This window comes from Aliikangiella litoralis (genome assembly GCF_052495765.1).
On record NZ_CP199292.1, the window covers coordinates 55,670 to 78,651 of the forward strand.

General features: G+C 35.2%; 23 protein-coding genes. 13 read left to right on the top strand and 10 right to left on the bottom strand.

Going from position 1 to position 22,982, the window contains the following annotated elements:
* Window positions 1-22: 22 nt before the first annotated feature.
* A complete protein-coding gene (locus ACT5E3_RS00265; protein WP_444996319.1) occupies window positions 23-2,095 on the top strand; it encodes a winged helix-turn-helix domain-containing protein in 2,073 nt (690 codons plus the stop codon).
* 36 nt (window positions 2,096-2,131) lie between these two features.
* Window positions 2,132-3,262 carry an ion channel gene (locus ACT5E3_RS00270; RefSeq protein WP_444996320.1) on the top strand — a complete coding sequence of 377 codons (1,131 nt, stop codon included), beginning with the start codon at window positions 2,132-2,134 and terminating at the stop codon, window positions 3,260-3,262.
* 90 nt (window positions 3,263-3,352) lie between these two features.
* Here the strand turns inward: ACT5E3_RS00270 and ACT5E3_RS00275 are convergent, their stop codons facing one another.
* Window positions 3,353-3,892 carry a DUF6265 family protein gene (locus ACT5E3_RS00275; protein ID WP_444996321.1) on the bottom strand — a complete coding sequence of 180 codons (540 nt, stop codon included), beginning with the start codon at window positions 3,890-3,892 and terminating at the stop codon, window positions 3,353-3,355.
* Window positions 3,893-4,145: 253 nt separating this feature from the next.
* Between ACT5E3_RS00275 and ACT5E3_RS00280 the strand changes: the two genes are divergently transcribed.
* The 3 genes from ACT5E3_RS00280 to ACT5E3_RS00290 all read left to right on the top strand — a co-directional run bounded on the left by ACT5E3_RS00280 (window position 4,146) and on the right by ACT5E3_RS00290 (window position 5,725).
* Window positions 4,146-4,637: a YybH family protein gene (locus ACT5E3_RS00280; protein ID WP_444996322.1), complete on the top strand. Its 492-nt coding sequence runs from the start codon at window positions 4,146-4,148 to the stop codon at window positions 4,635-4,637.
* Between the two features lie 47 nt (window positions 4,638-4,684).
* On the top strand, window positions 4,685-5,302 hold the full coding sequence (locus ACT5E3_RS00285; protein WP_444996323.1) for a LysE family translocator: 618 nt from the start codon (window positions 4,685-4,687) through the stop codon (window positions 5,300-5,302).
* Between the two features lie 114 nt (window positions 5,303-5,416).
* Window positions 5,417-5,725 carry a c-type cytochrome gene (locus ACT5E3_RS00290; RefSeq protein WP_444996324.1) on the top strand — a complete coding sequence of 103 codons (309 nt, stop codon included), beginning with the start codon at window positions 5,417-5,419 and terminating at the stop codon, window positions 5,723-5,725.
* A 122-nt stretch (window positions 5,726-5,847) separates the two neighbouring features.
* On the opposite strand, the gene gmhB is transcribed toward ACT5E3_RS00290, so the two are convergent.
* Genes gmhB through glyQ form a run of 3 tightly spaced genes read right to left on the bottom strand, consistent with a single transcriptional unit; the run spans window position 5,848 to window position 9,409 of the window.
* The gene (gmhB, locus tag ACT5E3_RS00295) at window positions 5,848-6,417 is read right to left on the bottom strand and encodes a D-glycero-beta-D-manno-heptose 1,7-bisphosphate 7-phosphatase (RefSeq protein ID WP_444996325.1); all 570 of its coding nucleotides are present in this window, start codon (window positions 6,415-6,417) and stop codon (window positions 5,848-5,850) included.
* Between the two features lie 53 nt (window positions 6,418-6,470).
* Window positions 6,471-8,540, bottom strand: a complete 2,070-nt coding sequence (gene glyS / locus ACT5E3_RS00300) for a glycine--tRNA ligase subunit beta (RefSeq protein WP_444996326.1) — start codon at window positions 8,538-8,540, stop codon at window positions 6,471-6,473.
* Window positions 8,537-9,409 (bottom strand): glycine--tRNA ligase subunit alpha, encoded by an 873-nt coding sequence (gene glyQ / locus ACT5E3_RS00305; protein WP_444998627.1) that lies wholly within the window; start codon window positions 9,407-9,409, stop codon window positions 8,537-8,539. The genes glyS and glyQ overlap by 4 nt, the downstream gene beginning before the upstream one ends.
* A 670-nt stretch (window positions 9,410-10,079) precedes the next feature.
* Between glyQ and ACT5E3_RS00310 the strand changes: the two genes are divergently transcribed.
* From ACT5E3_RS00310 to ACT5E3_RS00325, 4 genes are all read left to right on the top strand, one after another.
* Window positions 10,080-10,625 (top strand): hypothetical protein, encoded by a 546-nt coding sequence (locus tag ACT5E3_RS00310; RefSeq protein WP_444996327.1) that lies wholly within the window; start codon window positions 10,080-10,082, stop codon window positions 10,623-10,625.
* A gap of 81 nt (window positions 10,626-10,706) precedes the next feature.
* Window positions 10,707-11,453, top strand: coding sequence for a hypothetical protein (locus ACT5E3_RS00315; RefSeq protein ID WP_444996328.1), 747 nt, complete (start codon window positions 10,707-10,709; stop codon window positions 11,451-11,453).
* A 332-nt stretch (window positions 11,454-11,785) separates the two neighbouring features.
* On the top strand, window positions 11,786-12,139 hold the full coding sequence (locus ACT5E3_RS00320; protein ID WP_444996329.1) for a hypothetical protein: 354 nt from the start codon (window positions 11,786-11,788) through the stop codon (window positions 12,137-12,139).
* 111 nt (window positions 12,140-12,250) lie between these two features.
* Window positions 12,251-13,804 (top strand): S8 family serine peptidase, encoded by a 1,554-nt coding sequence (locus ACT5E3_RS00325; RefSeq protein ID WP_444996330.1) that lies wholly within the window; start codon window positions 12,251-12,253, stop codon window positions 13,802-13,804.
* Between the two features lie 58 nt (window positions 13,805-13,862).
* Here the strand turns inward: ACT5E3_RS00325 and ACT5E3_RS00330 are convergent, their stop codons facing one another.
* Complete coding sequence (locus ACT5E3_RS00330; RefSeq protein WP_444996331.1) at window positions 13,863-14,054, bottom strand: hypothetical protein; 192 nt, start codon at window positions 14,052-14,054, stop codon at window positions 13,863-13,865.
* A gap of 247 nt (window positions 14,055-14,301) precedes the next feature.
* Window positions 14,302-14,763 (bottom strand): YchJ family protein, encoded by a 462-nt coding sequence (locus tag ACT5E3_RS00335; protein WP_444996332.1) that lies wholly within the window; start codon window positions 14,761-14,763, stop codon window positions 14,302-14,304.
* Window positions 14,764-15,201: 438 nt separating this feature from the next.
* Here ACT5E3_RS00335 and ACT5E3_RS00340 point away from each other — a divergent pair, with 438 nt between their 5' ends.
* The 4 genes from ACT5E3_RS00340 (at window position 15,202) to ACT5E3_RS00355 (ending at window position 20,334) form a co-directional block, all read left to right on the top strand.
* Window positions 15,202-16,005, top strand: a complete 804-nt coding sequence (locus ACT5E3_RS00340) for a TonB-dependent receptor (protein ID WP_444996333.1) — start codon at window positions 15,202-15,204, stop codon at window positions 16,003-16,005.
* Window positions 16,006-16,055: 50 nt separating this feature from the next.
* Entirely contained in the window at window positions 16,056-17,333 is a 1,278-nt protein-coding gene (locus ACT5E3_RS00345) for a TonB-dependent receptor domain-containing protein (protein ID WP_444998628.1), read from the top strand.
* A 31-nt stretch (window positions 17,334-17,364) separates the two neighbouring features.
* Window positions 17,365-18,831: a hypothetical protein gene (locus ACT5E3_RS00350; RefSeq protein ID WP_444996334.1), complete on the top strand. Its 1,467-nt coding sequence runs from the start codon at window positions 17,365-17,367 to the stop codon at window positions 18,829-18,831.
* Window positions 18,832-19,323: 492 nt separating this feature from the next.
* Window positions 19,324-20,334: an RHS repeat domain-containing protein gene (locus ACT5E3_RS00355; protein ID WP_444996335.1), complete on the top strand. Its 1,011-nt coding sequence runs from the start codon at window positions 19,324-19,326 to the stop codon at window positions 20,332-20,334.
* Between the two features lie 448 nt (window positions 20,335-20,782).
* On the opposite strand, the gene ACT5E3_RS00360 is transcribed toward ACT5E3_RS00355, so the two are convergent.
* Genes ACT5E3_RS00360 through ACT5E3_RS00375 form a run of 4 tightly spaced genes read right to left on the bottom strand, consistent with a single transcriptional unit; the run spans window position 20,783 to window position 22,977 of the window.
* Complete coding sequence (locus ACT5E3_RS00360; RefSeq protein WP_444996336.1) at window positions 20,783-21,154, bottom strand: PilX N-terminal domain-containing pilus assembly protein; 372 nt, start codon at window positions 21,152-21,154, stop codon at window positions 20,783-20,785.
* Window positions 21,155-21,212: 58 nt separating this feature from the next.
* Window positions 21,213-22,019 carry a prepilin-type N-terminal cleavage/methylation domain-containing protein gene (locus tag ACT5E3_RS00365; RefSeq protein WP_444996337.1) on the bottom strand — a complete coding sequence of 269 codons (807 nt, stop codon included), beginning with the start codon at window positions 22,017-22,019 and terminating at the stop codon, window positions 21,213-21,215.
* Window positions 22,019-22,546 (bottom strand): pilus assembly FimT family protein, encoded by a 528-nt coding sequence (locus tag ACT5E3_RS00370; RefSeq protein ID WP_444996338.1) that lies wholly within the window; start codon window positions 22,544-22,546, stop codon window positions 22,019-22,021. Before ACT5E3_RS00370 ends, ACT5E3_RS00365 begins: the two co-directional genes overlap by 1 nt.
* The gene (locus ACT5E3_RS00375) at window positions 22,540-22,977 is read right to left on the bottom strand and encodes a type II secretion system protein (protein WP_444996339.1); all 438 of its coding nucleotides are present in this window, start codon (window positions 22,975-22,977) and stop codon (window positions 22,540-22,542) included. The genes ACT5E3_RS00370 and ACT5E3_RS00375 overlap by 7 nt, the downstream gene beginning before the upstream one ends.
* Between the last annotated feature and the right edge of the window lie 5 nt (window positions 22,978-22,982).

Consider the following 22,982-nt stretch of genomic DNA (forward strand, 5'->3'; position numbering starts at 1 on the left):
TTAAAGAATATTTGCAACAAAAATGCAATGGAAAATCAATAAGTTAGTTTTTTGTGAGCGCAAGCAGTACCTCATCAGCGAAAATAAGCGAATTCAGCTTGAACCTCGTCAAGCAGAAGTGCTCGCCTATTTTTGCCGCCATGTCAATCAGCTCGTTTCAAGAAATGATTTGGTTGAGCATATCTGGCAAGGACAGGTTATTACCGATAATGCAATCAATAGGGTGATTGCTAAATTAAGAAAATCGTTGGGCGATAATGCAAAAGAAAGTGAATATATAGTCACTATTCCAAGAAAAGGCTACCGAATGATTGCCCTGGTTTCGCTCGGTTTAGAGGCTGAAAATCATGTATCTGGGGTTCGAGCTTCCAACTCAAACAAACCAACTGAGCTTGTTAACAATAATGAGGTTAAAAGTGCTACGCCAACAGTGTTGAATTATAGGTTGTTTAGCGTTGTTTTTTTGCTGATTGCTTTGGTGATGTTTTTTTATGCTATGACGAATAGCACTCAACCAATGCAGTTTAAATCCTTAGAGACATTAACTCGTGATAAAGGTGAGGAATTTTTACCGGCGGTTTCACCAGATGGTCATTTTCTTATTTACTCTACTAATGAAAGCGAACGTTTAGATCTTTACCTGAAAAATTTAAGTACTAATGAGACAAGATTAATAAGTGATAGGTTAGGTAACGCTGGTGGCGGTGCTTGGTCAAAGAGTGGGTCGAAGTTTATTTATCTTTATACGAGTCGTAATACTTGTGAATTTAGAATGTTTGAATTTACTCATGATCAAAGCATGGGTATTAAACAGCATTCTACAGTGCATCATTGTCCGGTAGGAAGTTATGGCAATGTTGTTTTCAGTCATGACGAAAAAAGTATTATTTTTAGTGAGAGCCAGAAACCTCAATCATCTTACTATATTTATATTAAAAATTTGGATGATGGTGAGGTTGAAAAGCTTAAACAACCTCCGGTTTTTTTAGCGGGTAATCGAGAATTCGATCTACATCCTAAACAAAATAAGTTACTAATTGCTTCACCAGACTTGCAGCAACAACTCGCTTTCTACCAACTAGATATAGAACAGAATCGTTTATCATTTTTATTTAAGAAAGATGAATACCTTTGTTGTCCACTTTGGGATCATCAAGGAAATAACATCATAATGACTGGCCCATTACCAAGAACATCTATTGTAGAGTTGGATTTAAACGGCGAGCAAGTGAGAACACTTTATACCAGCTCTCACAAGATTTATAAGCTTCGTCGGCTTGCCAAGAGCAACCAGTTTGTTTATTCCGGTGGTTTTTATAACACTGATATTGAATATACTGATTTTTTAAGCAGTGAAAAAATAACTTTGGTTGATTCAATGGCAGCAGACTCTGTACCAACAGTATCATCACACAATCAACTTGCTTATATTTCCAAACGTAATGGTAAAGGTCAAGTTTGGATTATGAACTTAAAGTCGAATAAAGAGACTATGCTTACCCATTTTGTGGATAACCATAAATACTTTGATTTACAATGGTCGCCTGAAAATAAGCAGATAGCTGGATTGATGATTAATGGGATTAAATTGGTTGATGTTAAGAGCGGTAATTACCGAATACTTAATATACCACAGCAAGAAATTAGAGGGATGTCTTGGCGTGATGAACAAACATTAGCGTTTAGTTTAAAATATCATAACCAATGGCGAGCGCACCATTATGCTATTAATAGCAATACTATGACTATGTTAGATAAAGACTGGGCGTATGTTTACTATTATGGAGAGAATTTTTTGGGTATTAGTCAAAATAATGAATTCTATTACAATCTGCTGCCAATTGATTTAAGAGTTACTACTCCGGTCGATCATCAGAGAAGGTTTTATTTTCAACTATTTAATGAATCTATTTATTATCAAAAATCAATTGATGATAAGAATGCGTTAGTAAGATATGATTTAACCCAAAATAAAGAAAAAAAATTAATATTTATTAGAAGATTTAGTGAATTTTCAGTGAGTAGTCAAGGTGTCTATTCAACCACTTATCAATCTAAAGATGCTGATATATTTAGAATTAGCTTCCAAAATTAATAACATTGGGTAAGTGGTTATCAAGGATATTTAGTTATGTTAAAGTCAAAAATATTTTTTAATTATTTAAAATTAAAAAAAAGTAGAAGAAACTTAGTAAAACAATTGCATATGAGTTTTACGCAACGAATTGTAAAGCTTATTATAATAATGTTTGCGTTAGTTTTTTTACATACTTTCTCTATGATGTATTTTGAAGGTATGAAGTTTGGAGATGGGCTATGGTTGACGGTAACAACGCTTAATACGGTTGGTTATGGTGATTTTTCTAGTGCGACAACTGCTGGTCGTTGGAGCACATTTATATTTTTATATTTATTTGGTATTAGTTTGCTTGGGCTAATTTTTGGCGAATATATCGAATATCGTTACAATCGGCGTGAATTAAAACTCTTTGGTCAATGGAGATGGAGATACATGAGTGAACATATTTTAATTATTAATACACCTAACACTGATCCTGAAGGGTATTTAAATAAGTTAATTGGTGAAATTAGAAAAACACCAGAGTTAAAAGATTTACTGATTCAAATTATCACACGTAAATTTCAAAAGGGCTTACCACATAATGTTAGTAAAATGAATGTGGTACATACGAGTGGGCGATCGGAAGATTCAGAAATTTTGTCAAGAGCAAATGTTTCAACCGCTAAATATATTTTTATTATTGCCAGGGACTCAAACGATAGCATTTCAGATTCTTTAACTTTTGATGTGCTGAGCCGAATTAAGGATATTGGCACTAAAGCGGTTGTCGTTGCAGAAGTTGTACGAGATGAAAACCGTGAAAGGTGCAGAAAAGTAGGGGCCGATTCTGTTGTTAGACCTGTAAGAGCGTATCCAGAATTGATTATTCGTGCCGCAACATCACCGGGAACAGAAGAGGTTTTAGAGAATTTATTTAGTCACAGTGGTGCACATATGTATCGAATTTATGTACCATTCGAGTCGATAGAGTGGAAATCTATTGTAGCAAATGTTCTAGGGAGTGATGCTGGACTACCTGTCGCTTATGCCGATAAAAATGGCAAAATAACTGTTAATCCAAGACCTGAAGATATCTGTTCCGGTAAAAGTCTGATTACAATGGTTTATGAAAAGCAAGATAAAAACTTAATTGAAAAAAAGGTTTACGATTGCTTAGTCAAAGTTCAGTCTGTTGGTTGATTTTAATCTTATTCTATTAACGAAGCGAATCAATTTATTGAAAATATGAAAAACCAAAATAATATTAGGTGCTATTATTGAATGAGAGAGCTAGAGAGTATGCGCTTTGGCTCTGTTGAATGAAAATTGCATTTCTGATTTTTTTCCTTTGCTATCAATAACAACATAAACATTCATTTTTTCAGGTGATACTTTCTCAAAGGTATAACCATCAAAATAGACTTTATTTTTCATGACTTTAACTAATTTAAAATCTAGGGTTTTTTCTTTGTTTTCCCAACCTGTTAAATCGGCGTTAAAATGTTTTAGTCTTAGTATCAAAGAGTTTTGATGTTCTGAAATAGTTATTAATTCGTAAAACTTAACTTTGTTATCTTTTACAAACTTAAAAGAGGCCATCATTGAGTTGCCCATTGGTTGAGACCATATCTCTTCTATATAACCACCCCACGATTTGCCTTGCCAATAGCCACTAATCCAGCGAATAGATTCGATATTAGCTTTTGGGGAAGTTGTTGATTGAGTATAGAATAATGTGTTTTTAAATTGATTTTGGGCTAATGTCATTGATGAAAAAAACAGTAGTATTAATAGGCTTATCATTTTTATTGTTTGGAGTATTTTATTCATAATACTACTTTCCTCTAAGTCGTTTATCGACATGTGATGATTATTGAAAAAGAGACGAATTAAGTTGATAAAAATCGACATCAGTAATTTTACTTGATAACTTTAAAGTATAAGCGCTAATTAAGAAAAATACAGGTTTGATTAAAGAGATAGAATGCTTTTACTATAACATATAGCTTATCAAAGCTTAATTGTGACTATTGGTACATTAAGTTATGATGCATTTTATTGGGTGGTAAAGGGTTAAATTTAAATGATATTAAAACGATTAAAATTTCTGTGTTTTGCAGCTATAGTTCTTAATTACAAAGTTGCTTATGCTGATGAAATGACACTAAAAGAGTCTGAAAGTATCAAATCTGAAGTGATGCTTTCTTTTAAACAACTCAGTGACTCTGTAAAAGCAGTAAATATTGATAAGTATCTTTCATTTTTTGATCAGAAAAAATTTACTTCTTTAAATGAAAATGGAACCGTTTACCATTCATATACAGATTTTGAAAAGTTAATTCGTCAACAACTTCCAATGGTTAAAACCTATAAACATTTGGTATTTAAAAATGTGAAAGTAACTGTTATTAACCCAGATACAGCAATATTGGTTAATGAATATGATTCTGGTGTAGTACTGAAGTCTGGAGAGGAATTTTCTGTCAGTGGTGCAGGTACTCAGGTATGGTCAAAGTCTAAAGGTGGATGGTTATTGGTTAACGTATCAAGTAGCATGAAACCAGTTAATAAGTAGTTAACCCCTTATTTTATTAATATAAGCAAAGTAGATATTCAACTAATATGGTTAATGAGCAGTTAATTAGTCTGTTGACTTTCGCTATTGTGGCATCTATCACCCCCGGCCCCAATAATTTTATGTTGATGTCATCAGGCATTTTATTTGGTTTTAAGAAAACTATGCCGCACATTATCGGTATAGTGTTAGGCTTTGTTTCTATGCTAACTGCAGCTGTTTTGGGTTTAGCACAGTTAATATTAATGCTACCTTGGTTAGTTATTGCTATTAAGATCATTGGAGCTAGTTGGTTAAGCTGGATGGCATTTAATTACTTTTTAGCTGCTAGTCAACTTAACAAGACTCATTCTAAAGTTGCTACTACTCAATCAAGACCTTTTAAGTTTTACGAAGCTTTTGCTTTTCAATGGGCTAATCCTAAGGGGTTAATTACTGCTGTATCTTGTGCGGGTGCTTTTAGTGGTGTTTCGCAAGACTTAAGTTCAAGGGCATTTATTATAGGCAGCTGTTTTTTGCTTGTTGGCATGGGGACTTGCTTATTATGGACTCTAATTGGCAACTCATTAAAACGATATATGTATAACGGTACATATGCAAAAGCATTACATATTTTTATGGGAGTATTAATATTGTTAACCGCAATCGTTATTGTGTTTGTATAGTTGAAAAAAATTAAAATAATTAACTTGGATCAGTACTTTCGTTGAAAGATTGAGTAAAATACTCAACTATTGAAGTTGTATTCAGTTTGATGTTTGAGGATGAGAGGAAATAGCATGAAATTAAAGTTATCGTTGTTACTAGCGGCTGTAACATTATTAGCGGGCCATGTGAGTGCCGCTGATATTGCTGCTGGAAAGTCAAAGGCGGCAGTTTGCGCTGGTTGTCATGGCCCAGATGGGATTAGTTTTATTCCTAATTACCCAAATCTTAAGGGGCAAAAAGCGGCTTATACTGCCAAACAGTTACAGGACTTTAAATCGAAAAAGCGAAGCGATCCTGTAATGATAGCCCAATCAGCCGCATTATCTGATGCAGATATTAAAAATATTGCGGCTTATTATGAAAGTTTAGGTAAAAAGTAACTGAATAATGATATCCACTCTCAGGAGTGGATATTGACTATCTACTGCTAGCTATTCAAAACAAATATCAAGTATATAAAACTGTTAGTATCTGCACACCAAGACCTTTTTTCATTTAATAATCAATTGATATTATGATCGGCTAATAGGTGATCAACAAACTCCATTAAGTTTTTAAAAACAGGCAAATTGTCTGGCAGATTACCTTTCTTTAACGTTCTTTCGCCTTTGCCTGTTAGTACTAAAGCTGGCTTACAGTTTGCGTTAATTGCGCACTCAATATCGGATTGAGAGTCTCCAACAAACCAGGTTTCTTCAGGGAGCACTTCAAATAAGGAAATAAGTTTATTGGCCATGCCCGGATTAGGTTTTCTATTTGGCCCGGCGTTGTCCGGGTGATCAGGACAATACTTTAGTGCATTGATATGTGCGCCAACTTCTGCGAGTGCCATTTCCATTTTTTTATGCATTAATGTCAGTGTGATTAGATCAAAGTAACCTCTGGCGATACCTGACTGATTAGTTGCTATTCCAATTTTATAATCGGCATTATTCAGTTTTGCAATGGCCCTTAAGCTTGATTCTATTGGGATCCATTCATCGGGCGTTTTAATGTAATTATCTGAGTCAAGGTTGATTACCCCATCTCTATCTAAAATAATTAACTTGTTTGCTGGTTCTTTTATTGTCATATATTCTATTGAATGGCTGTGGACAAAACTTTGTCCACAGCTTGGTTTAAGCGTTATTTTTGAAGTAAAGAAATATCAGCAATACCCAAGAATAAATTTCTGAGTTGGGTAATTAAGGCTAGTCGGTTATTTCTGATTTTTGGATCGTCAGCATTAATCATTACTTTATCGAAAAAGTTATTAACTACGTCTTTTAAGCTCGCTAATTTGTCTAAAGCTGCTTGGTAATTTCCTGAGCTAACTTGTTCGTCAACAAAACCTGATACTTCATTAATTGTTTGATAAAGCGCAATTTCTTCGGCTTCAAACAGCGACTCGTCAATTTTTATATTATTTGGATTAAAGTCAGATTTTTCTAAAATATTTTTAACCCGTTTATTGGCTTCTGCTAAATCATGGCTCTCAGATGTTTGATTAAAGTTTTCTACCGCTTTTATTCTATTTTGAAAATCAAGCGGCTGAGTGATATTAAGTACCTGCACTGAGTTGATGACTTGCGTACCAATATTGACTTCTTGATACATGGCTAGTGAACGTGCAGCAAAAAACTCCAGAAGCTTGGTTTTAGTTTCCGGTAAAATGTCCACATTTTCAAAAGTATCAATTGAAATATCAATCAGTTGAGCAAGATCAAGCCGCAATGATTTTTCTACAATAAGTCTTAATACGCCTAATGATGCTCGGCGCAATGCAAATGGATCTTTAGCGCCTGTCGGAATTTGCCCAATACCAAAAATACCAACTAGTGTATCTATGCGTTCAGCAAGTGCCAAGATTAATCCGGTTTGAGTTTCAGGTAATTGATCGCCTGCAAAACGAGGCATATAGATTTCGTCCATTGCCAAGGCTACTTCTTCAGGCTCTCCATTATTAGTTGCGTAATAACGACCCATAATGCCTTGTAAGTCAGTAAACTCATAAACCATATCAGTCATTAAGTCACACTTGCAAAGTTCTGCGGCTCTGCTAACTAGTGATAAATCGGCACTTAATAATTCTGCAATAGCTTTACCCAGCTTTTTTATTCTTTGAGTTTTATCGTACAAAGTCCCCAGTTTATTTTGAAAAACGATTGTTTTAAGTTTTTCAATATGACTATCTAATGGTTTTTTATTGTCTGTATCATAAAAGAATTTTGCATCAGCTAGTCTGGGGCGAATCACTTTTTCATTTCCGCTGATTACAGAATCAGGGTTTTTGCTTTCAATGTTTGCAATGGTAATAAAATGAGCCATCAGTTGATTCTTGTTGTCAACCAAATGGAAGTATTTTTGATGTTCAGCCATTGATGAAATGAGTGCTTCAGCTGGTACTTGCAAAAACTCTTGATCAAAATTTCCTAATAGTGCGACAGGCCATTCAACTAAGGCGGAAACCTCTTCAAGCAAATCTTCATTAACCACAGCAATAGCATTCGCTTTATTAGCAAGCTTATCGACCTGAATTCTGATTTGTGCCTTTCTAGCCTCAAAACAAGCAACTACCTTGGCTTCTAATAATTTAGCTTCGTAGTCCTTTGGTTGTTCGAGCGTAATGCTAGAAGGCGAATGAAATCGATGCCCGTATGTCTGGTTGCTTGCTTCTAAACCAAATAGTTTGACTGGTAATACCTTGCTGCCTTGAATAGCCAGGACCCAATGAACTGGACGGCTAAACTGGTTGGAAGAATCTCCCCAGCGCATTGCTTTAGGAACGGGGAGTTGGTTAATTGCTTTTTGTAATATTTCTTGGATTAACTCATGTGTTGTCTGGCCTTTAACATCCGCAACAAAAGCTAATCTTTCACCTTTGTCGGTTTGTTTACGGGATAGTTGATCGATTTCAACCCCATTTGATTTAGCAAAACCAAGTGCTGCGGGTTTGGCGTTTCCATCTGAATCAAATGCGGCTGCAACTGCTGGCCCTAGTTTTTCAACTGTTTTATCGGCTTGGGCTGTGTCGAGCTGTATAAAACGGATGGCTAATCTGCGAGGCGTAGCAAACCACTCACTATCTTCAAAGCTTAACTGCAGCGACTGAAAGGCATCTGCAACACTTTTATGTAATGCTTGCGCAAGTTTGGGTAGTGCTTTGGGAGGTAGTTCTTCACAACCTAATTCAAATAGGAAATCTTGTTTGCTCATGATTTTTTCTCCTGCTGACAGATAGGAAATCCTAATGCTTTTCTTGAGTCGTAATAAGCTTGAGCGACAGCGCGAGATAAAGTACGAACACGCAATATAAACCTTTGTCTTTCTGTAACTGATATGGCATGGCGAGCGTCGAGCAAATTAAATGCATGTGAGGCTTTTAAAACCATTTCGTAGGCTGGAAGTGGTAACTCTTTTTCGATAAGCTGTTGGCTTTGAGTTTCACAGTAGTCAAAGTAGCCAAACAGGTAATCGACATCTGCGTGCTCAAAGTTGTAGGTTGACATTTCGACTTCGTTTTGATGGAAAACATCACGATAAGTAACAACTCCTTGTGGCCCTTCGGTCCACACTAAATCGAAAATACTATCCACACCTTGTAAATACATGGCAATTCTTTCAAGCCCATAGGTAATTTCCCCTGTCACTGGTTTACATTCGAGGCCGCCTACTTGCTGAAAGTAGGTAAATTGTGTCACTTCCATGCCGTTAAGCCATACCTCCCAGCCTAATCCCCAAGCGCCTAAAGTTGGTGACTCCCAGTTATCTTCTACGAAGCGAATATCATGTTCTAAAGTATCAATACCTAATACATTGAGAGACTGTAGGTACAATTCCTGAATATTTTTAGGTGACGGTTTTAAGATCACTTGGTACTGATAATAATGCTGGAGGCGATTAGGGTTTTCGCCATATCGTCCATCTGTTGGTCTTCGACATGGCTGGACATAAGCAGAGTTCCATGGCTCTGGGCCAATAGAGCGTAAAAATGTCGCCGGGTGAAAGGTCCCTGCGCCGACCTCTAGGTCTAGTGGCTGAACAATTGCACAACCTTGGCTAGACCAGTATTGTTGTAGCGCCATAATCAGCTCTTGAAATGTCTTAGGCGCTCCGTCGATACCCGTTTTATTTATATTATGGTTATCTTGATTGATACCTGTATTAGACAAGATTTTACTCCAGCAGTGTAAATAAAGCCGGATTATAACAACCCTGTTTGCTGGATCCTACGGTTTAAAGCAGCTTTCTCAAATGATTGTTCTATGAAGCAGATATTTCATTTTTTAGGAAAAAACTAAAAGCGTTAAATTGATAGTGTTTTTAAAATATATGCTGTGGCCTATATAGCTCCTTCTCGAAGTTGGAGGATTGCGGTACGGCTGAAAAATGTGCTTTTAGAGAAAGTTGTTATAAAAAGTACGAAGAGGTCTGTTTTGAATAGCGTTTAAGAAATTATTGGTGCTCTTTTCTCTATTTTGTTATGAAATTATGCTATATGTTTTTGTGCTCAATAATGCATGTTTTGTCTAACTATTTGTTTATATTATTATTTTTACTTAAGCTTAAAGCTTGGTGTTCTAATAATTTGATTGTCTTTAACGTTTTTTTATAAGTATAAGTGTAAATAATCCATAATTGTCTGATTTAAATTGTTGGTAGTTTATTAGGGCTATAGCAATAAACATATTTAATAAATAGGCTATAGCATACAAACGAAAGAATAAATAACTCCAATTATCAAGGTAAAAAAAGATGAAAATAAAAAGCTTATTAACGAAAGCTACATTAGCAGCGAGTTTAGTTGTGGCAGGTAGTGCTATGGCGGCTCAAGTAACTTATCAATATTTAAATCAAACTCATAGTGAGTTGAGGAACTGGGCTGGGCAATATGCAAATCCATCCGTTTACTATGATAGAAATGTTTGTGGTGAGCGTGGTGGAATTACTGCCTATGCATGTAATCAAAACATTCAGTTAGGATCTCGATTTTTACAGTCGTTAGAAAACCGAAATCATTTAGCTGCAAAAGGCGTTTTTGCTCACGAATGGGGACATAGCATTCAATTTAAATATGGTATTTTTTCACGCCCACCTTATCAAGAATTACAAGCTGATTGTGTTTCTGGCGCATACACTTACTATGGAGAAAGAAACTTAGGTTATCAAGGTCTGTTTAGAGCTGCACAAATGACTGCCTATAGTTCAGGTGATCCGACTCATGGAACAGGTTCACAACGCGCCAATTATGTACGTAATGGATATAATACAGGTGGTAACTTAGTTGGTTGTTTTAGATAATTTTTACTTCAATATTGTTTATAAAAATTATATGTAACTAAACTCACCAGTTAGGCTGGTGAGTTTATATTGGGCGATAAAATGAAAAAAATTGTATATATAGTTATAGCGTTAGTTTTAATGGGGTTTGTCATTAATTACTTTTTATATCAGGAAAATCATTCAGAAATTGTTCAAAATAACGAACCAATTCAGTTACAGAAAACAGAGCAAAAGCTTGGTGATAAAGAGCATGCTGTATTACAAGAAAAAGATGAACAAGCCAGTGCAGAAGAAGATTTAGCCAACCTTTTACCTCCATTAGAGGATGTTTATGTTCCTCCAACCCCGATTTCCGCAGAAGAAAAAGCAGAACAAGAAAAATTTGAAAAACTCGGTCATTTTATCCCTGTAGAATATTACAATTATGGTTTAGATGTATTGAAAAGCTTGGCGAATAATGGTGATGCTTATGCTGCATTCCATTTAGGAGAAAGATATTATTATGATCTGCTCAATGATCCTAATCATCCTGACTATAATGAAAAAATAGATTATAAAGCTGAGGCACGTAAATCATTTTCTAATGCTTTATATCATGGGAATCGTCATGCTGCAGCCGTTATTTCAGAGCTTAATATGATTGAAGAAAAACCAGAAGAAGCGTTTAAGTGGCATTTAATTGCTGAGGATTTGGGAGATACGCCAGCAACTGAATGGTTTAAAAAACAAGAGTTTTATCAGTCGATTACTGAAGAACAAAAAGAAAAAGCAAGATTAGAGTATCAAAAATTAAAGCAGGAACTTAAGGATAAATGGGTTAATGATGGTCAGGTTTCATTATTATAACGGTCGCTTTAATTTTTTATAATTTCTCTCAGAATTTCATTAATTCTTTCAATATCAAAAACACAACGATCTTAGTTGTGTTTTAACCACACTACACATTAGTTATCCACGAGTTTTATCAATAAGTAATCATCTAGGTTTTGTGATAATTAACCTGCTTTAAATTACTAATTATTATTAAATAATTCGTGCTTATAGTCTATGGAGTATTTTGTTGTATACCGGTTAAAAATGTTTGCGATTACGGTAATGTTATTAGATACTAAAGTTTCGGGAATTCTCCACAATGGTCCCTATTGTGTTGCTCATTTAACGATTATTACGAGTTTGATATGGAAGATAATAATGTAGTGATCCATCTATTTCTTAAATCGAAAACACAGTCCTCAATTGCAGGTTCCACTGATTTTCCTGAATTTGAAAATTTATTAGACTTTGTTCCAAGTGAAGAAAGTTTTAATAAGGTAATTAAGAAGCTCAATCAACTAGGTATTAAGGCTTTGAAGTCGGGGGTAAGCACTCTGAGGTTAGAAGCATCGAAATCTACCATTGAAGCAGTTTTTTCTTGCCGTATTGAGAAAAATAAAGACGGTTCATTCAAGTTAACCACACCAGCCACTATTCCCGTTTCATTATCTAACTGGGTCGATACTATCGATTTTGCACCTGGCCATGAGTTTTATTGATGCAAAATGTATTAGCACTTATTGAAATATGTAAGAACAATCAGTGCTAGTTATTTTTTAAAGATAATCAATTTTTGGTTTTATACATTATTAATCCATGGAGGATTTTGTATGGCAACTTTTAATTTAGATAATCAATCTCCTGATCGTATTACTGCGGTTGTATCTCCACGCTCTATCGGTAATATTTCTTTGTTTAACGCAAATCAGGATGAGATTGAATATGAATCAAAAAACTTTACTTCAGAAAAGCAGTATATAAGAGATGCAAAAAGAGAGTTAGCGAAACTCGGTTTTGTGATTGAAAGTGAAAGCGAAGCGACTATTAGTATTTCCGGCGATAAAAGTTTATTTGAATCACTAAATAATAAAAAATTAAAAAAACAAAAAGCAACTTTTGCTTCCGAAATTGAATCTGAATATTTTGATTCTGCTGAAAAGGATGGACTAGTCAGTCTTCCCGAATCATTAAGTGGCTTAATTGAGGGTATGGCTATTACACAGCCTCCTGAATTTTTTGCAGATCCAAGTCCTTTACCACCTATTGCTGAAATTAATGCGCCTGCTTATCGCTACCTACAAGTCCCTGATGAAGTGGCGCTTGTTTTACGGGCAACGAGAACTCATCGTACAGGCGCTTCTGGAAAAGGAATTAAGGTGGCCATGCCTGATACTGGATTTTATCGACATCCATTTTATAACCAACATGGTTACCGGACAAAAAAAGCTTTACTTGCTGCAGGCGCTTTAAATGCGGCGAGTGATGATGTTGGTCATGGAACTGGTGAAGCGGCTAATATTTTTGCTGTTGCTCCCGACATCACTTTAATACCGATAAAAATGGGTGATCCTATCGACAGTATCAAAAAAGCCAGAAATTCTGGTGCCAAAGTGATTTCTAACAGTTGGGGCTATAGCGTCGATGTTGGTTCAGCAACTTGGGCAGGGTTAAGTCCCTATTTAAAAGCACTTGCATTGGAAGTACAGTTAGCGATTAATGCTGGCATTACTGTCTGTTTTTCTGCTGGAAATGGTCATTATGGATTTCCTGCGAGTATGCCTGGTGTTATTGCTGTGGGAGGGGTGCATGTAAACTACCCCGACTTAACTTTAGAAGCATCAAATTATGCAAGCAGTTTTACCAGCAAAATATTTCCTGGGAGAAAAGTGCCGGATGTTTGTGGTTTGACTGGTAAAAAAGTCAATATTAATGGCGGAAAAGCACCATCTATTATGTTACCTGTTCAGCCGGGCGCAGCGTTAGATGCGATTGATCCAACTACAGGTTCAGCGAATGATGGTTGGGGTATTTTTAGTGGAACTTCAGCAGCCTGTCCGCAAATTGCTGGTATTTGTGCATTAATGCTAGAAAAAGATCCTTCTTTAACGCCCGCACAAATTAAAACCAATTTAATCAAATCTGCACGAGATGTGAAAGTAGGACAGTCTGCTATGGGAGATCCTGCTATGGTGGGTAACGATGCTGCAACCGGTGCTGGTTTAGCTGATGCTAAATGGGCTTATCTGATTTCAATGGGAGGCGTTGCTGCTAAATTCTTTAGTGCAACTCGAGAGGAGAAAATTCACTTATTAACAAGCAACGAAGCGCCTAAATTAGAACCTGAGTTTGTTGAGGATTTAATTGAGACACTGCGATCTGTGTAGTTAACAAAAGAGCAATCTGCCTCAAAGTTTAAGGTTGAGGCAGATATTTTTAATCAGATTAAAAAATCAGTCGTTCTACTAGCTCACGAATATCATTTTTATCAATAGATTGGTCTTGAGCACAATATTTATATTGTTCAATGGCTGCTGCCAATAGAGTAGAAGCTAAAATAGTGGGACTAACACCACTGGTTTCTAATAACGAAATAGTTTGCCGAATAGCTCCGGCGCTGTCTTGATAATCTTGCATAATATTACCACCTAAGTGCGTCTAAAAAGTCGTTCTAAGCACTCAACATCCATATAATGCATACAACACGTTATTAATGTATAGCAAATTGAGAATGATTTAACTAGTTATAAATACCCTAAATGGGATAATGCTCTTCTTTTAAAGGAAAAAAAGGTTTTTTTATAAAACTAAAGAATTAAAGTTATTGTTATTTTGTTTTTTAATTATAAGGAGTTTAATCATAAACTTTTAAATACTAGTCATATTAAATGTGACATTTTTTAAATTTTTTTCCGCTTCCGCAAAAGCAATTTTCATTTCTATTTAATTTAATAGGAGGTAATTGTTTGCCATTTAGGTAATACCATTGTTTTGAATGACGGATAAACTGAGAATTTTCATGGAGTTGTTGAATACCATTATCTTGGTAGAAAGCGACAAACTCAACTTCGCCAGTTTGCTCATATTCTCGCCCCAGTTTTGTATTAATGATTTTTAATCCTATCCATTGTGTTGTGTCGATTGTTCGTTGTATATCCGGTTTAGAATTTGGTGAGATAGGCCAATGTGTATTGACCAAATATGCTGCATTATTGTGGCAATAAGCACTATAGCGTGAGCGCATGAGTTGTTCTGCTGTGGTTGCTACATCTCTTTTATTGATAAATGGTTCACAACATTTAGAAAATATTTTACCCGAAGTACAATAACATAATGAGTCATTCATAAACTTGCTTTTTGAGGTGGATTAGAGTGATTTTTTTAGACGAATTCTAGTTTAACCAAAATACTGCAAACTAGTAAATTGAATTATATAAGATAATCAAGGTGTAAGCTTCTTTTAAATTAAAAAATTAATTTTCCTCTCTAAACACCAATGATATAGAGCTTTTTATTCAAAATGAATAAACCTTGTGTCGAAGGATTTCTCCTGTTTTGTCTAAAATCGGTCGCGAGAAAAAAGGCCTATCTAACATTTTAAATCAAGTTTAAGAAATAGTCATTCCGATAGAAGATTGATGTATAGGTAACAAAATTTATAACGCACTTAATAATCTAAATCATTTATTACGCGTTCACTTCTGCGACAATTCGTCACATGTTTGTTCTTCTAATAATTATTTAGAATCCGCCAGTTGAGGTATTGATAAGGTTTGGAAAAAACATGATTGCACGAATAAAAATTACAAAACTAGTTTTAATTTTCTTTTCAATCAACCCTATTTGTTGGAGTAATGAAAATGAAAGTAATGATGATAACCACAATACTATCGTAGTTACTTCAACTAAAGAAGAAAGATCTAAATTAGAACTGCCTGAATCTATTGCGGTAATTGATAGTCAAGAAATCGAAGATGTATCTCCCTCCCACCCAGCAGAGCTACTTAATCGAGTTCCGGGAGTGCATATTAATAATTTGGGGGGAGAAGGGCATATGTCTTCCATTCGTCAACCTATTACTACTGCTGGTGTTTATTTATTTTTGGAAGATGGTATTCCAACTAGGCCTAGTGGTTTTTTTAACCATAATGGATTATATGAAATAAATATTCCTCAGAGTAATCGTATTGAAGTTATTAAAGGTACTGGTTCTGCGTTATATGGTAGTGATGCTATAGGTGGGATTGTGAACTCTATTACTAATCCCACGCCTGATACAACTGAGGTAAAAGCTAACTTAGAGATAGGATCTAATGGATGGCAAAGAGGACTAATTAGTTATGGTACTAATTTAAGTGATACTGATGGTATTAGAATAGATCTTAACTTGACTGAAAACGATGGTTATCGAGAAGAGTCCTCTTACTCTCGTCAGTCAACCACGCTTCGTTATGATAATCAGATTAATCAACAGTGGGATGTAAAAACTACTTTCTCTTATTCCAAGATTGAGCAAAGTGGCGTCTCAAGTTTAGAAGAAGGTGATTATCTTAATCACCCCGAAAAAACTTTTATTATGATGACATAGGCTCTAGAAAAGTTGATGCCTATCGTTTATCTTCAGAATTTTCTTATCTAATAAGTACCGATGAATTATTGACACTGACTCCGTACTTTCGTCATAACCAGATGAAAATGATGCCTAGTTGGATGGTCACTTATGATCCCAATATTAGAGATTACAAATTTCATTCCTATGGCATGATGTCAAAATATCGTAATCAAATATCAGAGAATTTACTATTTATTACAGGGGTTGATTTAGAAACAACACCGTCGTCTTATTTGGAAGAAAAAATCGATGTTGTAAAAGAAAATGATATTTATGTGAGTTATCAAACGACCGGGAAAAAGCATTATGACTTTGATGCTATCCAAAAAATTATTTCACCTTACCTTCATTTGGAACTAGAAAATATTGAGCAATGGATCTTTAGTTTAGGTCTAAGGTATGATTATTATCAAGTCGACTACACTGATAATATTGTCGGTTACCCTGTTGACTCAAAGCATCATCGTCCTGGATCTCAATCGGTTGATTTTGATAACTTTAGCCCAAAATTAGGGGCTGTTTATCAAATTAACGATGAGCATAATTTTTACATGAATTATCGACATGCATTTGTCGCTCCGTCAGTGGGACGTCTCTTTCGTCCAGGATCTTCATTGGATTCAGAAAATTTACAACCTGTAATTGGTAAGAGTTATGAATTAGGGCTACGTGGTAATATTTTTTCAAGTTGGAAATATGAACTAGCTATTTATGAATTAAGTAAAACAGATGATATTGTCACTTATATTGATGGTAATGATCGTAAAATAACCAATGCTGGTGAAACTAATCACCAAGGTATTGAAATCGGTTTGCAAGGCGAAATTGCTGATTTTCTATTTGCCAGCTTTGCCTGGACCAAAACTAATCAAGAATATGAAGAATTCGGCTACTTATACCAATGCTTTTCTCCTGCATGTGGAAGAGTAATTCCTGGACCACCTATTATCGAAAATCGAAACTTTGCAGGTAATAAAATTGGAAAAGCGCCTGAATCATTAGCTAATATCAGCATTAATTATTATCCAAGCGCAATACCTGAGTTGAAAACAGAGCTAGAAATGTCACATGTTGGTGAGTACTTTACTGACGAAACTAATACACAAAAATATAGTGGACATGATCTGTTTAATTTACGTATTAACTATGAATTTTCTGAGAGAATGAAGCTTAACTTTCGAGTGATGAATCTTACCGACAAAACACATTCGACTTATACCTCTAACCAAGTTAACGATCAAGATATATCATACCGTCCTGGTTTACCAAGAAGTTACTATCTCTCACTTGGTTATAGTTTATAACTGTAACTCTTCATTGATTATGGGTTGAAAAATGTTAAATATAAAAAAAATAATTATTCAATGGCATCGAAAGTTGGTGTGGTTTGCTGCTTTTGTATTAGTCGTTTGGGGGGGATCGGGTATGCTGCACCCAATAATGTCGTGGACAGGGCCCAAAGCAATTAAGTTTTTTGCTCCAAAGCTAACAACTAATTCGGAGCAACTTAATAATTTACCTGCAACGCTCATGCGAATGACTCAAGAGTCTTTTAATGTTGCTAAAGTTGTTCCATCAGAAATTGGTCCATTGCTGCAGATTACATCAAAAAATGCTAATGTTAGAGAATACTATGATTTGGCTAATGGCATAAAGCTTGCTGACTATGATCTGTTACAAGCTCGTTGGTTGGCAAATTATTATACCGGTGTTGCTGACAGTAAAATAAAGTCTGTTGAACTTATTGATCAATTTTCAGCTGAATACCCTTGGGTCAACAGACTGTTGCCCGTCTATCGAGTGAGCTATGCTACCGATGATGAGTTAGTTGCTTTTGTGCACACCGAGACGAGTAGCTTGGCATCACTGACTAATCGTTACCGCTCAAACATTCAAACTATCTTTAGAGCATTACATACTTGGAATTGGGCTGATGATATACCAGTTGCGCGAGTAATTGTGATTGCTTTGATGATGATTACTGCGCTAGCAATGGCAATTTTTGGAATTGGACTTATATTTGTTTTGCGTTGGCGAAAAATTCCCAATCAGTATCGTCGCTGGCACCGTGTCTTTTCTTATTTTATTTGGCTTCCCATATTAGCTTGGTCTTTTAGTGGGTTTTATCACCTGCTTCAGTATGAGTTAGTTGATAATGTTGCAGGTATGCAACTTGATAAGCCTCTTAACCTAACTCAAGATGAGCATCTATCTAAACTTGCATGGATAGATCGATATAAGGATGTTGCTATTAATTCCATGACGCTTGTAAGAGCACCTGATGATAAATTGCTTTTCCGTTTAGGTATTGCGTCTGACAAAATAAACAAAGTGATTTCTAAGAAAGAACGCTTTATAGGTATTCCTAAAGAAAAGCGGGCAATTTATATTGATGCATCGAATGGAAAAGAATATAACATCAATGATAAAGAACGAGCGAAATGGTTAACCGTTGAACATTTAAATATCACCACTGAGAATATCAAAGAAGCTAAGTTAATTACTCATTTTGGTAACGGCTATGACTTTAGAAATAAGCGATTGCCTGTGTGGAGAATAGCTATCGACGATAACGAAAATCATCATCTATTTATCGACCCGATAACAGGAATTTTAGTAGATAAAAATCGTACAGTCGATCGAGTCGAATCATGGTCTTTTTCAATATTACACAAGTGGAACATATTAACGCCATTAGTTGGAAGGTTTATAAGAGATATTATTATAGTTATAACTGTTTTACTTATTTTTGCATTTGTTGGTATTGGTATAAAGACTAAGCTATCTCAAAAAAGTCGGTAAGGTGCTTCTATATATCTTTTAGAGAAGACTCATTAATTGCAATAAAAAATTCAAGTTGAAAAAATAACTTATTGTAAACAGATAGTTTTTGTTCTCTATTAGAAGAAGTAAGAGCGGGAAATATTTTACTATTAATATCGAATTGTCGTATATTTTTGATAAAGTTTTGCTGGAAAAACTCTCGTCGATTGTTATGTATAAACAAAAGATATAATGGAAGAATATTATCATGATGTATATGGTTTTTTTTAATTCAAGCTATCAATGTCGCTTCATATATCGAATCTTTTTAAAAAAGTTAAACAAGAAATATGAGCTATCCTTGTTTTTTCAGTAGCGTAATTTTTTGACGGAATAATTTCTTTATCAAAAATTAGTAATCGCTTATCTAAAACTGAAGGTACCAATAATGACAGTTATAATTATGTAACCAACTCACATCGATTAGCATCGATTACAGGCAGTAATGCAAAAAGTTTTACTTATGATGCAATGGGGAATACTTTAACGAAAGCTGATTTAACTTTTACTTATAATCATCAAGGGCGCTTAAAAACTGCATCTAAAACCGGTATGAATGCCACTTACACTTATAACTATAGAGGTGAGCGAAGTTCAAAAGTTGTGAACAGCATTAAAACTCACTTTATTTATGATTTACAAGGTCGTTTAATCGTCGAAGCGAATGGCGCTATGGGTTCGGTTCAGAAACAAGTGATTTATATTAATGGGCAGCGTTTGGCTAGTATTAATAACGGAACGGTTTATTATGTGCATACCGATCATTTAAATACACCAGTTGCTTTAACTGATGATAGTGGCGTAGTGCAATGGAAAGCTTATTATACGCCATTTGGTAAAGCGATTATTGAAGTGAATAATATTGTTCAAGATCACCGTTTTCCTGGACAGTATTATGATGATGAGAGTGGATTGCACTATAATTACTTTAGGGATTATGATGTTGAGATTGGACGGTATATTGAGAGTGATCTGATTGGTTTGAATGGTGGAGTTAATACTTATGGGTATGTTTTAGCAAACCCGATAATGTATATCGATCCCTTAGGCTTAAAAACGTTATGTGAAGCGATGAAAGAATTAGCGAATGGTGTATTGACTAACCCTTTCATTAATGGATTACCTTTTGATAGGAATTTGCTATCTTCTGAAGTTGTACCATCTGGAGGAGGACCTGGTGATTCTAGTAATTTTATAGATCATCGAAATAATTTATCCTATGATATACAATATATTCAAGTAGGTTGGAGTATTACTCAAACTTATGGGCCTGGCTCTTCTGAGTTAGCCTATTTAATATATATGATAGCTCCCGCAGCTGCAGGTAATACAGAGCATTTTTCTAAGGCAAATTTAGGTTCCAATATTAGAGGATTAAACTTAGGGAAATTTGGCGCAAGGACATTTCCTAATTTTGAAGATTTTGTGAAAGATCTATGTCCAGATGAAAAACAAAAACCGCATAAGTGTACTTTAAAATGAAAATCATATGACTAGATTACAATATATTAGTATCGTTTTAATTGTCATAAATGTAATACTTGTTATTTCGCTATTTTTTGTACTTCCTATTTATAATAGGATGGAACGTTTAAGTTTAGAGTATAGCATTTATGACTATTTAAAAATGATTCTATTTCTAATTGATATAATCTCTCTTTACTTAATATATAAAGGAAAGATTAGTGGAATAATAATAATATTAGTTACAAGTTTGGCAATGCTGTTTTTATTCTTATATCAAAATAGTTTTGAGGTAGAAGTAAAAGCTACTCTACTATATTGTCTAATTTATTTTTGGGACTTTTTATTATTAAAGTTTACTTTAAGAAAGGAAACTTTAAAGTTTTAAAATATTATTTAAAAATAAATTAACTTTAATGAAAGAGCCTTATATAGTTGAGGTTTTATTTATTAAAATAATAAATGTTCAATTAACATCCTGCAAGCGCACTTCAATTGTTCTGGTCGCTTGCAGTGGTTGCCCCGCATTACATTGCCCCGCACTGGTAATCTGGTAATAATTTTTACTATTAACTGTAGTTGCCGCACAGGTTGTTGTTGCAGTACATCCGTTAATGCCCGAGCCAGTAAAGTTAAAAGTTTGATTAGCACAGGTCGCTGCACCACCTGCCACTGGAAATAAACGCATTGCTTGCAGTTGTGCACCGGATTCCGCCGCAAAAAAAGCACGAGTTGAAATGACTTGTTGGGCATTGGTTAAATTAGATTGTGAATTTAATCGAATTAAAGCTGCGGCTAATAAGCTAATAACGACAATAGTAAATAATAGAAAAGTCATACTGAAACCACGTGAATATTGGGTGGTTTTGAATTGATGGTTCGTTTTGTTTTTTATTTTAAGGAACATTACGAATATGTACCTCATGAAAAACTTCAAATGATTCAGAGTTGCCTGCTAAATTACGGTTTCGGTTTTGTATTCTAAAGTTCATTTGTAACAGGCCCGCACGAGTTAAGGTGCCTGCTTGATAGTTAAATACAGTACCATTGGCTGAAAAGTTTTCAGCCATTAATGCACTGCTTCCGCCTGTTGGTGGAACAGGTTGAGTGCCACTGGTGGTATAGCCAGAATAGCGTGTAATTTGTCCATTATTATTATTTAAACAAAATGAAACAGGTGAGTTAAGTAAATAGAAACGATTTTGTGGCGAACGCCTGCTAAAAGTTGTTGGTGCGGTTAAGTTGATAGTCACCTCATTACCAACATCAACAACGGATGCTACATTCGCTAGTGTACCGCTACCGCTATAAATACTTGCCGCATCAATCGGCATGATGGCAACCAGTAAACCCGCTGAAAAATTTAAATCAAATTCAACCGCATTAAAACTGGTAACACTACCGCTAGCAGGTAAATCTAAATAGGTGGATGCGTTAATAATATTCATAAATTCTACACAATGAATATCGCCAGATGTACGCACGCGAATACTTTGTGGCAGCGCCTCTCTCACTTCTCTTGATATTCGCTCAGTGATCCATTTAGCTGATTGGCTAAATCGATTGCGATCTTTGGCATCAATATAGCCGAACACTGAATACTGAGTTAAACTCGATAATGAAATAGCAAGTATGGCTGTCAGTAAAATAACAATAATTAACTCAATTAAAGTAAACCCAACTATTCGAGAGAAACTTTTCATTAGAAGTTTCCCTTATAATTGGTAAATGTAAATTGATCACCTTCAGGCGAAGTAACTGTTAATTGAATACGTTTTAAGTCTTGAGCTGCAAAACCAAAATCGCCTCCTGCATAAGTCACTGTAATGCTCACAGAAAAACCATTAAAGCCCGTTCGAACATTGCCTAGTGCATCTTGCGGAGGAGCATCTGTTAATCCATTATAATCATCAATATCATCAAATTGTGCTCGCGTTTCACTATCGTTGGCTAAGCTACCGCTACAGGCAGGTGCCGAAGGAGAATTGCATCGTTGTCCATTGCCTGCCGGAGAATTTTCATCAAAACGCTTTAAGCTAATTTCTTCCAGGTAACCTTGTGCTAATTGAGCGGCTTTAACTTGCATGACAGGTGAGACTGAGGCGAGTTGGCTTTGTCCAAAAATATTATAAAATAACACCATAACAATCGTGGTTAATACAATAGTGACAATTAACTCAATCAATGAGTAGCCGTGGTTTTTAATGGCAGCTAATTGGTTGACTAGCATCGTTGTATATGTCCGCTAGCTTCAAAGCAAACTTGATTTGTTGTATCAACTTGTACATTGATAGTGGTTGCCGTTGTTTCACCCAAACTAGAAAATGTAATATTGGTTATTGGTGAAAGCGTCACTTGAGAGCCAAAGTTGAGTGGATAGCTCATATTGCCTGAGACAAAAGGGGAGCCATCAACTAATAAATTAACTTGATTGGCTTGAATTGAAAGTACGAATGCACGAGCAGAGTCATTCATACTGAGCTGTTGTGCTAAGCGGCCAGAAGAAATAATTTGCTCAATCACTGAGTCATTTCGATAAGCGCTACTGGAATCGGGTCTGGTCAAAACATAAGTGGCGACAATTGCCAGAACAGCAATAACGACAATTAACTCTAAAAGTGTAAAAGCCGCCTGATATTTCGGCGGCTTTGTTTTTAACATAGTTA